We start from the raw sequence: 10,275 nt of genomic DNA, 5'->3' as shown, positions 1-10,275 counted from the left end.
ATTAACGACTGAATAATGGGAGCCGGATGAGCTGAGAGGTTCACGTCCGGTTCTGGGAGAGCCTGTGGGTGAGACTCCCATGGGCTACTCACCCTTCTGGCTAATTTTAATTAAAAATATAATATCAAGGAGGGAAAATCATGAATATAGAAGTCATAAAAAAGGTTGATCCCCAGGCTGCAGAAGCAATACTTTTAGAGCTTGGAAGACAAAACAGTCACCTGGAGCTAATAGCCTCAGAAAACTTTACAAGTGAAGCAGTAATGGCTGCCCAGGGAACAGTATTAACCAACAAGTATGCTGAAGGGTATCCTGGCAAGAGGTACTATGGTGGTTGTCAGTATGTGGATATTGTAGAGGATTTGGCGAGGGACAGGCTTAAGGAAATATTTGGAGCGGAACATGCCAATGTCCAGCCTCATTCGGGAGCCCAAGCCAATATGGCTGTTTACTTTTCCGTTCTGGACCCAGGCGACAAAGTCTTGGGAATGGATCTGGCCCACGGAGGACACTTAACCCATGGCAGTAAAGTCAACATGTCTGGTAAATATTATCAATTCCATGCTTACGGTGTGCATCCAGAAACAGAGCAAATAGATTATGAAAATCTTGCCCAACTGGCAAAGCAGGTAAGACCCAAACTAATAGTGGCAGGGGCTAGTGCATACCCAAGAACTATTCACTTTGACAAGTTAAAAGAGATAGCCGATGAAGTAGGAGCAATGTTTATGGTGGATATGGCACATATTGCCGGCTTAGTGGCAGCTGGCCTGCATCCCAACCCAGTACCCTATGCTGATTTTGTGACAAGCACCACCCATAAAACCTTGAGGGGGCCAAGGGGAGGGCTAATTCTCTGCAAAGAGCAATATGCCAAGGCTATTGACAAGGCCGTTTTTCCTGGAATCCAAGGTGGACCATTGATGCATGTAATAGCTGCTAAAGCAGTTGCCTTCCTTGAAGCCCTCAAGCCTGAATTTAAGGAATATCAGAAGCAGGTTCTCAAGAATGCAGCAGCCCTTGCAGGTGCTTTAACTAATGAAGGCTTTAGAATTGTATCAGGTGGAACGGATACCCACTTGATGCTGGTAGACTTAAGACCCAAGAACCTTACAGGTAAGGCTGCAGAAGAAACCCTTGATGAGTACAAGATAACGGTGAATAAGAATGCAATACCTAATGACCCCCAGCCACCTACAGTTACTAGCGGGATAAGAATAGGTGCCCCAGCTGTTACAACCAGGGGATTACAGGAAGAGGATATGAAAATTGTAGCATGGTGCATAAACAAAGCCCTTACGGGAGATGAAAGGGAAAAAGCAGAGGTTGAAAAGAAGGTAGCAGAATTGACTGCCAAATACCCTCTATACCCAAATATGCAAATAAAATAACATTAACTAGGAATTTTTACTAATAAAACCCCATGTCACATTTTTGTGTTGGGGTTTTATTGTATAGTTCTATTGTTCAGATAGAATTAAATTATCTAGCAGCTTTTAATTAGCAGCTTTTATCTAGCAGCTTTTATTAGAACTCTCTTAATTGTGTTCTTCTCAACATCCTTTACAGTAAAGGTCACATCTGAAAACTCAATTGTTTCATTTTTAACAGGAACATACCCAAACAAATGAAAAACCAGACCTCCAATAGTATCGTGATCTTCCTGGGGAAGATCAATATGCAATAGCTGATTGATATCATCTAATGCTACTCTAGAGCTTACCAATAATTCGCTTTCACTGATTTCCTCAATCAATGGATGCAGCTCATCATATTCATCACCTATGGGACCGGTAATAGTTTCAATGAGGTCTTCCAGGAATACCAACCCTGCCGTTCCGCCATATTCATCTAATACTACAGATATATGGACTCTTTCCCGTTTAAGATCTTTCAGCAATTCACTAACATTTTTTGTTGCAGGCACAAAATAAGGCTCACGCATAATATCCCTAACAGTTTTCTTTTCAAGAAAATCAACATGCCTTATTAAATCTTTTGCATACAAAATACCTATTATATTATCCAGGCCGGTGCCATAAACCGGCAGCCTTGAATGATTTGTATCCACAATTATTTTCCAGGCTTTTCGCAGGTTAACTTCTGCAGGCACCCCTACTATATCAACGCGAGGTATCATTACCTCCCGAACAAGGGTGTCGTTTAAATCAAAAACACTTGTAATCATTTCTTCTTCATTAGGCTCTATTGAACCCTGGTTTTTGCCTAACCCTATAAGGGTAATGATTTCTTCCTCAGTAACTGTGATTTTCCCATTCTCAGACTTATCACCTAGAATTTTTAGCAGTTTAGCAGTAATTATTCCTAACAGCTTAACTACAGGACTGAAAAGAATTTCCGACCACTTAATTAAACGAACAATTCTTAATGCAAATTTCTCATTATTGCTGGCTGCATAAGCCTTGGGAGTTATTTCGCCAAAAATTAATATAATAATAGTTAAAAAAGCTACAGCTACACCAACTCCCGCCTGACCAAATAGACGCAGAGCTATAGAAGTTACCAGTGCAGATGCACTGATATTAACAATATTATTGCCAACCAATATGGTAGATAAAAGCTTGTTGGGATTAGAAACTAGTTTTTCCAGTAAAGAGGCATTTGGAACACCTTTTTCAACCATTTGATGTATTTTAAGCCGATTTAGTGATATAAGGGCTGTTTCGGAACCAGAAAAAAGTCCAGACATTATTAGCAGAACTAAAAGTAGTATCCATTCCCATAACGCAATCACTTTTCAGTTACCTCCTGTCCATTAGCTGCTCTTTCCTTTGGAACAACAACTCCGCCTGAAATAAGCAGCTTTAAACCATCTTCCACACTCATCTCAAGTGGAATGACATCCCTTTTAGGAAGTAGGAGTAACATTCCAGAAGTAGGATTAGGAGTAGTAGGCACAAAGACATTTATTACTTCTTCGGCAGTCTTTTCTTGTACTTCTCCAGAACACTCTCCTGTAATAAAACCAATAGCATATATTCCTCTGCGGGGATATTCAACTAAAGCAACACGTTGAAAAGCATTGTTTTTTTGGAGTGAGAATGCGTCAATTATTTGTTTAACAGCTCCATATATAGTTTTTACTAAGGGAATTTTATTTAAGCAGGCTTCAAAAAATTCTATAAACTTTTTTCCTATAATATTTGTTGCTATTAATCCTACAATAAGAACCAATAGAATAGTTAAGACTACACCTAATCCAGGTAAAGGATAGCCTACAATCATTCTAATAAAACCTGCCAGCAAATTATCCACCAGGCTAAATATGAAAAATATAATGTAAATGGTAATGACTAGCGGCAGCAAAATTAACAATCCTGTTAGAAAAAACCTACGAATATGCCTCATTTGTTTTACTCCTTTCAGAAATGGCAATAACAAACAATCAGATTCTTTGTATCAAAACACCTTTAGGCACCAGAAAATTTTTCTGGTGCCTAAACAATTAATCCAAATAATGGTTCCATAAATAGTATCACCCTGTTTCATATTGTTAATGCAAATATATCATAAAATAATTGCCCTAGCAATATATGGTTGTTATGTGTATAATTTATTATCACGCTGCTGTTTTTCCATTCAGTATATATTGGTGGAATGCTATCCATGTTGATATAATAGGAAAAAGGATTGCAGTAGGGGAGGAAATACTATGACAACAATTAAAAGACCCACATGGGACGAATATTTTATAGAAATAGCACAGGTGGTTGCTAAAAGATCTACCTGTCTTAGGCGCTTTTACGGTTCTGTTATAGTTAAGGATAGGATTTTAATAAGCACAGGCTTTAATGGTTCTGCTAGGGGAGAAGCTAATTGTGTAGATGTTGGGCAGTGTGTTAGAGAGAAGCTTAAAGTTCCAAAGGGTGAGCGTTATGAGCTGTGTGTTGCTGTTCACGCTGAGCAAAATGCCATAATTAACGGCGACCCGGTAAAGATGAAAAATTCCACAATATATATAGCAGGCTTTAACTACGATGGTACAGCAGCATCTGGCGAGCCATGCCTGATGTGCAGAAGGATGATAAAAAATGCCATGATTGAAAGGGTTGTATATCTTGATATAAATGGCCAAATAATGGAATATAACCCAAAGCAGTCCTAATTAAAATTTATAGCTTGGACCAGGGTTTGATAATCCTTTCATGACTAACATTTCATATTATAAAGAAAGCTTATATATATATAAGCTGCATATATATCAGTATTTCTGCATTCAATGGTAATATAATATATTGAAAAGAAAAATCCTATATGCTAAAATTAACCCTGAATGAATTACAATGGGAATAGATTCAGCTTTTTTTATCCCGTATCAGGGTAATTTTTTTGCATCAGGACAAGCCTTTTCTTTATATATAGTTAATATTTATGCACGGTTAATATTTTTTTGTCTGGCGATTTTCTGCCAGTTTAGCATAGAGAGAGGTCAAATGTAAAAAGAACGGAGAAGGAGGAGGTAGGCCAACTTGAGCTTTTTAGCCGTAGTATTGTCGCCATTTATTCTAGCTATGCTAGTACCTCTGCTGCGAAAAGCAGCGGGTAACAAGATTGGCTGGGTAGTATCTTTGCTGCCACTAACCTTGTTTATTTGGTTAGTAAAACAGCTGCCAACAGTGATGAGCGGCGAACCAGTTACAGTATTCTACAACTGGGTACCATCCATAGGCGTAAACTTTTCTCTTTATCTTGATGGGTTAAGTTTACTCTTTGGTTTTCTGATTACAGGTATAGGTTTTGCTGTAATAGTTTACTCCATCTATTACCTATCAACAAAAGAAAACCTCACTAATTTTTATGTATTTATTCTGCTTTTCATGGGAGCAATGCTAGGGGTTGTTATGTCAAACAACCTGATCCTCATGTATATCTTTTGGGAGCTAACTAGTTTTTCTTCCTTCTTACTAATTGGTTTCTGGTATCATAAGGAACGTTCCCGCTATGGAGCACAAAAGTCAATGCTGATAACAGTAATAGGTGGCTTTTCCATGCTGGCAGGTATTGTTATGTTATGGGTCCTCACAGGAACCTTTGAGGTAAGAGAAATAATAGCCCAGGCAGCTTTAATAAAAGAAAGTGGCTTTTATATCCCTATTACAATCCTGGTTCTTTTAGGAGCATTCTCTAAATCAGCCCAGATTCCCTTCCATATTTGGCTGCCGGACGCAATGGAAGCACCTACTCCAATTAGCTGCTACCTGCACTCTGCAACAATGGTAAAAGCAGGTATTTACCTTATTGCCCGTATGACCGGGGCTTTAGGCGGCACAGAATTCTGGTTTTTAACAGTATCCTCTATTGGTTTAGGTTCACTAATGCTGGGCTCCTATCTAGCCTTAAAACAAAAAGACTTAAAGGCTATTCTGGCCTTTTCTACAATAAGCCAGCTGGGACTTATTATAACCCTGATAGGCTATGGAACCCCAGGAGCAATAATGGGTGGTATTTTCCACCTGTTCAATCATTCAGCCTTTAAAGGCAGCCTGTTTTTAATGGTTGGTATTGTGGACCATGAAACAGGCACCAGGGACATTAGCAAATTACGAGGATTAGCAAAGGTCATGCCGTATACTGCCGCCATTGCAGTTATAGGCTCCCTGGCCATGGCAGGGGTGCCCCCCTTTAACGGGTTCCTAAGCAAGGAGTTGTTCTTTACTGCCTCTGTTGAAGCAGTAACAGCCAACCTGGCATTCATCCATCCCTATGCATGGCTGTTTCCGCTAATAGCCTTGTGTGCCAGTATATTTACCTTTGTGTATTCAGTGAGTATTTTCCACAAGGTATTTTTCAGTGGTGAAGTAACAAAGGAAACTCCCAAGCATCCCCATGAAGCTCCAGTTGGATTGCTGCTTCCAGGACTGCTTTTAGTAAGTATTAACGTGATTATAGGGCTTTTCCCAGGTCTAGTTGCTAAAAGTATTATTGAGCCTGCAGTTGTTGCCATTACAGGTGCTCCCTTCTACGTGAAAATTTACCACTGGCATGGATTAAACCTGCCCCTGGCAATGAGTTTAGTAGTAATTATTGTGGGTCTGGTGCTGTATTATAGACTTGACCAGCTCAAGGCTGCTCTTGCCAGAGTACCTGGAACGCCAAGCTCTAACCGCTTTTATGATTGGGCAGTTCCAGCAGTGCTTAATGGAGCATTGAGGATAACTAATATTCAGATGACAGGCTTCCTGCGAGATTACAACCTGTTTATCATACTCTATACTTTGCTTGTTGTAGGTGGAACCATATTTATGAAGGATGCTTTAATAATCAGCACCGCGGATTTAGCAGAGGTAGCCTTCTTCGAGGTTGTAATGGCACTAATATTAGTGGCAGGTGCTCTAGGGGTTGTTTTCTTAAAGAGCAGGCTTGCTGCAATAGTATCATTAGGTGTTGTAGGTTATACAGTTGCCCTCCTGTTTGTAATATTTAGGGCTCCTGACCTGGCTTTAACCCAGCTGCTGGTAGAAACTGTAACCCTGGCCCTGTTCCTATTAGCCTTTAGCAGATTGCCAAAATTTCTGTCAGAGCATGACACACCCGCAAGGGTCAAGGGAATCAATGTTGTTGCCGCATTGCTTACAGGTGCATTAGCTACAACATTAACCCTAATAGGACACAGCAATAAGTACTTTGAGCCTATTTCCCATTACTTTATAGAAAATACTAAAAAGCTTGGTGGAGGTACAAATGCTGTAAACGTTATCCTGGTGGATTTCAGGGGGCTTGATACATTAGGTGAAATTGCTGTTTTGGGTATTGCGGGGTTAGGTGTATATGCAATGATCAAGCTGGCAATTAGGAAGGGAGGAAAAGCCCATGAAAATGAGTAAAATGATTAACAACGTTATTTTGCAGACTATTGCTCAAAGGGCATTATATTTAATCCTTGCCTTTTCCATCTTCCTATTTTTTGCAGGGCACAATATGCCTGGTGGAGGATTTATTGCAGGTCTAATGAGTGCTGCAGCCATAGTTCTCATGTATGTAGCCTTTGGTTCTAAATTTATAACCCAAAACATGAACTATGATTTCAAAATAATGATTGCAGTTGGGCTTTTAATTGCAGTACTTTCAGGGATGGGCGGCATGGTATTTGGATATCCCTTTTTAACCCAATTTTTTGAGTACTATACATTTCCTGTCTTCGGCAAGGTAGAGCTTGCGTCAGCTGTAATATTTGACCTGGGTGTCTATCTAACTGTAGTCGGCAGTGCCATGACAGTAATCATGACAATAGGAGAGAATAAATAATGGAACTTATGATGTCTCTGGTAATAGGTGTTCTCTTTGCCGCAGGAACCTACCTATTGTTATCAAGAAGTATGCTGAGGGTTATTCTGGGAACAGCACTATTGTCCCATGGAGTTCTGTTGATGATTTTGACAATGGGCAAATTAAAAAGGGGGGCTCCCCCAATTATTATAGGGGCGGGACCTTTCACTGACCCATTGCCTCAAGCCCTGATCTTGACAGCCATTGTTATTGGCTTTGGTGTAACATCCTTTGTGCTTGTTCTAGCATACAGGGCTTACCAGACATTGAAAACTGATGACTTGGACAAGTTAAGGGGGGTAGACGATGAGTAACAACCTGGTAATTTATCCCGTACTGTTACCCCTGTTAGCTGCTATAATAATGCTTTTGTTCCAGAAAAATATAAGGGCTCAAAAGACTATTAGTACCGGAGTAACTATCCTGGGAATAATTGTTGCCTTTTACCTTGCATCAGTTGTTACAACTGAGGGTATTCAGGTTTTCCATGCAGGAAACTGGCTGCCGCCCTTTGGTATTGTATTAGTAGCTGATGTGTTTGCGGTAATAATGGTTATCTTAAGTAATATTGTTGCTGCTGCCTGTCTGTTCTTTTCATATAAAACCATAGACCCGGGCAGGGAAAAGCATTTCTATTATCCCTTTTACCAGCTGTTAATGGTTGGTATCAATGGTTCCTTCTTGACAGGTGACCTGTTTAACTTATTTGTATTCTTTGAGATAATGCTGATAGCATCATATATTCTCATTGTTTTAGGTGGGGAGCCTGGGCAGCTAAGAGAATCGTTTAAATATGTTGTTATGAATATGGTTTCATCAGTCTTGTTTCTAATGGGACTGGCCATGCTTTACGGTGTAGTGGGTACACTAAACATGGCTGATGCAGCAGCAAAAATTGCCCAGGTAGAGGATCAGGGTGTACTGCTTGTCATATCCATGATCTTTCTAGTTGTTTTTGGAATGAAGGGGTCCCTATTCCCACTATACTTCTGGCTGCCCCAGTCCTACTATGAGCCTCCTACAGCCATCAGCGCCTTATTCGGTGGCCTGTTAACCAAAGTAGGTGTTTATGCTTTAATTCGTGTATTTACACTAATATTCGTTCATGACCCAGTATATACACACAACATTATCCTTGCCATGGGTGCAGGCACAATGTTCTTTGGGGTATTAGGAGCCATTGGCCAGATGGATTTCAAGAGAATCCTGTCTTACCATATTATAAGTCAGGTAGGTTATATGATCATGGGCTTGGGGCTTTACACACCTCTAGCCATTGCGGGAGCAATATTCTATATTGTTCACCACATTATAGTGAAGTCTTGTCTATTCTTGTTAAGTGGTGTTACTGAAAGGATTACAGGAACAACAAAACTAGCGAAAATGGGCGGAATGTTAGGAGCATATCCTGTGCTTGGTTGGACCTTCTTCCTGGCAGGATTGTCACTAGCTGGGGTACCACCTTTAAGTGGTTTTTTCAGCAAGTTTGTTTTAATTCAAGGTGGTTTGTTAATCCACAGCTATCCAATAGTATTTGTTGCCATTTTAGTCAGCGTCTTAACCCTTCTTTCAATGATGAAAATATTTATCTACGTTTTCTGGGGTGTGGAGAAGGAGATTCCAGCTGAGAATAAGGGCTATAATTATCTCCAGATCATGCCACCGGCCCTGGCGTTGGTGGGAATGTCAATATTCCTAGGGCTGTACGCTGAGTGGATTATGGGATATGCAATTATGGCAGCGGAGCAGTTAATGAACCCTGAAATCTACATTAATTCAGTATTGATAAAGGAGTAGATTGCCATGGTAACTCAATTAATATTAAACCTGGGGATAGCCTTTGTTTGGACTCTGCTGCAGGCCGAATATACACCTTTAAATTTTTTAGTTGGTTATGTCTTGGGACTTGTGGTTTTGTTTATCTTTAGGGGTCAGCTGAAAGAAAAGCTTTATATCTATAAATGGTGGGCGGTTCTGGTTCTTTTAGTTATATTCATTAAAGAGCTGATTATTGCAAACTTTATAGTAATTGCCCAGGTACTAAGGCCAAGATTAAATATCAAGCCTGGCATTATCGCCTATCCAACAGAACTGGAAACGGGAGCACAGGTAACCATTCTTGCCAACATGATAAGCTTGACACCTGGTACACTTAGTATGGAGGTTTCTCCTGACAACAAGATTATCTACATTCATGTGTTTCACATTGACGATGAAGAATCTATAGTTAAAGGGATTAAAGAAAACTTTGAGTACAGGATTAAGGAGGTGGCAGGCTAATGGATTTAATGTTAGTAGTAGATATAGCGTTAGCTGTAATAGCCATCTCTATCGTGCTTTGTTTCTATCGAGTCATGGTAGGACCTACTGTTCCTGATAGAGTAGTAGCACTTGATACAATTGGAGTAAACATTGTAGCCATTATTTCGCTTTACTCTATAAAATTAGGAACAAAGCTTTTCCTTGACGTGGTTCTAGTTGTAGCAATCCTTGGTTTTGTTGGTGTGGTAGCGGTGGCCAAATTCTTGCAAAGAGGTGATATCATTGATAGAGATAGTGACTAGTTTATTAATTCTTCTTGGAGCATTTTTTATCTTTGCTGGTTCTATTGGAGTAATTCGTTTGCCCGATGTCTACTGCAGAATGCATGCTGCAACAAAAAGCGTTACCATAGGAGTTGCCGGTGTAATGATTGCATCCCTGTTCTTTTTTGCAGCTCATGGTCAAGGATTTAGCGGCAAAAGCCTGCTGGCTATAATATTTATTTTGCTTACTGCGCCTGTAGGTGCCCATATGATCTCACGAGCAGCATATCATTTTGGCATCCCTATCTGGGAGGGTTCTGTGAAGGATGAGCTAAAGTCAGAATGTGAATATATTAAAGCCACCTCTGCTGAAGAATAAGACAAGCAGGTTCAAGCTGACGTTTCCTCAACCAAGAGAGATACCTTACTGTACCATCTAATGAGCTTTTTTGTGATATATAGT

The 10,275-nt window shown here is 40.0% G+C and carries 11 protein-coding genes; 9 read left to right on the top strand and 2 right to left on the bottom strand.

What is annotated here, in order from left to right:
- The first annotated feature begins 140 nt into the window (after positions 1 to 140).
- Entirely contained in the window at positions 141 to 1,391 is a 1,251-nt protein-coding gene (locus tag K364_RS0122220; RefSeq protein ID WP_035270727.1) for a serine hydroxymethyltransferase, read from the top strand.
- A 119-nt stretch (positions 1,392 to 1,510) separates the two neighbouring features.
- On the opposite strand, the gene K364_RS0122215 is transcribed toward K364_RS0122220, so the two are convergent.
- Both K364_RS0122215 and K364_RS25315 read right to left on the bottom strand, forming a co-directional pair.
- Positions 1,511 to 2,755, bottom strand: coding sequence for a hemolysin family protein (locus K364_RS0122215; protein WP_028309819.1), 1,245 nt, complete (start codon positions 2,753 to 2,755; stop codon positions 1,511 to 1,513).
- Entirely contained in the window at positions 2,752 to 3,369 is a 618-nt protein-coding gene (locus K364_RS25315) for a DUF502 domain-containing protein (RefSeq protein ID WP_035270726.1), read from the bottom strand. The genes K364_RS0122215 and K364_RS25315 overlap by 4 nt, the downstream gene beginning before the upstream one ends.
- A 304-nt stretch (positions 3,370 to 3,673) precedes the next feature.
- On the opposite strand from K364_RS25315, the gene K364_RS0122205 reads away from it, so the two are divergent.
- The 8 genes from K364_RS0122205 to mnhG all read left to right on the top strand — a co-directional run bounded on the left by K364_RS0122205 (position 3,674) and on the right by mnhG (position 10,191).
- Positions 3,674 to 4,126, top strand: coding sequence for a deoxycytidylate deaminase (locus K364_RS0122205; protein ID WP_028309818.1), 453 nt, complete (start codon positions 3,674 to 3,676; stop codon positions 4,124 to 4,126).
- Positions 4,127 to 4,490: 364 nt separating this feature from the next.
- Entirely contained in the window at positions 4,491 to 6,845 is a 2,355-nt protein-coding gene (gene mbhE, locus K364_RS0122200; protein ID WP_028309817.1) for a hydrogen gas-evolving membrane-bound hydrogenase subunit E, read from the top strand.
- Entirely contained in the window at positions 6,832 to 7,266 is a 435-nt protein-coding gene (locus K364_RS0122195; protein WP_028309816.1) for a Na(+)/H(+) antiporter subunit B, read from the top strand. Before mbhE ends, K364_RS0122195 begins: the two co-directional genes overlap by 14 nt.
- Positions 7,266 to 7,601 carry a Na(+)/H(+) antiporter subunit C gene (locus K364_RS0122190; RefSeq protein ID WP_028309815.1) on the top strand — a complete coding sequence of 112 codons (336 nt, stop codon included), beginning with the start codon at positions 7,266 to 7,268 and terminating at the stop codon, positions 7,599 to 7,601. The genes K364_RS0122195 and K364_RS0122190 overlap by 1 nt, the downstream gene beginning before the upstream one ends.
- The gene (locus tag K364_RS0122185; protein WP_028309814.1) at positions 7,594 to 9,084 is read left to right on the top strand and encodes a Na+/H+ antiporter subunit D; all 1,491 of its coding nucleotides are present in this window, start codon (positions 7,594 to 7,596) and stop codon (positions 9,082 to 9,084) included. The genes K364_RS0122190 and K364_RS0122185 overlap by 8 nt, the downstream gene beginning before the upstream one ends.
- A gap of 6 nt (positions 9,085 to 9,090) precedes the next feature.
- On the top strand, positions 9,091 to 9,567 hold the full coding sequence (locus K364_RS0122180) for a Na+/H+ antiporter subunit E (protein ID WP_028309813.1): 477 nt from the start codon (positions 9,091 to 9,093) through the stop codon (positions 9,565 to 9,567).
- A complete protein-coding gene (locus tag K364_RS0122175; protein ID WP_028309812.1) occupies positions 9,567 to 9,851 on the top strand; it encodes a Na(+)/H(+) antiporter subunit F1 in 285 nt (94 codons plus the stop codon). The genes K364_RS0122180 and K364_RS0122175 overlap by 1 nt, the downstream gene beginning before the upstream one ends.
- A complete protein-coding gene (gene mnhG / locus K364_RS0122170) occupies positions 9,823 to 10,191 on the top strand; it encodes a monovalent cation/H(+) antiporter subunit G (RefSeq protein WP_422857251.1) in 369 nt (122 codons plus the stop codon). Before K364_RS0122175 ends, mnhG begins: the two co-directional genes overlap by 29 nt.
- Positions 10,192 to 10,275 lie beyond the last annotated feature (84 nt).

The sequence above is a fragment of the Desulfitibacter alkalitolerans DSM 16504 genome, from assembly GCF_000620305.1.
In the GTDB taxonomy this organism is placed as follows: Bacteria; Bacillota; DSM-16504; order Desulfitibacterales; family Desulfitibacteraceae; genus Desulfitibacter; species Desulfitibacter alkalitolerans.
This window is presented reverse-complemented; position numbering and strand designations above follow the sequence as displayed.

Excerpts from the sequence above, each read along its gene's own strand:
- K364_RS0122220 (WP_035270727.1), top strand. The coding sequence starts at position 141 with ATGAATATAGAAGTCATAAAAAAGGTTGATCCCCAGGCTGCAGAAGCA.
- K364_RS25315 (WP_035270726.1), bottom strand. The coding sequence starts at position 3,369 with ATGAGGCATATTCGTAGGTTTTTTCTAACAGGATTGTTAATTTTGCTG.
- K364_RS0122205 (WP_028309818.1), top strand. The coding sequence starts at position 3,674 with ATGACAACAATTAAAAGACCCACATGGGACGAATATTTTATAGAAATA.
- K364_RS0122195 (WP_028309816.1), top strand. The coding sequence starts at position 6,832 with ATGAAAATGAGTAAAATGATTAACAACGTTATTTTGCAGACTATTGCT.
- K364_RS0122190 (WP_028309815.1), top strand. The coding sequence starts at position 7,266 with ATGGAACTTATGATGTCTCTGGTAATAGGTGTTCTCTTTGCCGCAGGA.
- K364_RS0122185 (WP_028309814.1), top strand. The coding sequence starts at position 7,594 with ATGAGTAACAACCTGGTAATTTATCCCGTACTGTTACCCCTGTTAGCT.
- K364_RS0122180 (WP_028309813.1), top strand. The coding sequence starts at position 9,091 with ATGGTAACTCAATTAATATTAAACCTGGGGATAGCCTTTGTTTGGACT.
- K364_RS0122175 (WP_028309812.1), top strand. The coding sequence starts at position 9,567 with ATGGATTTAATGTTAGTAGTAGATATAGCGTTAGCTGTAATAGCCATC.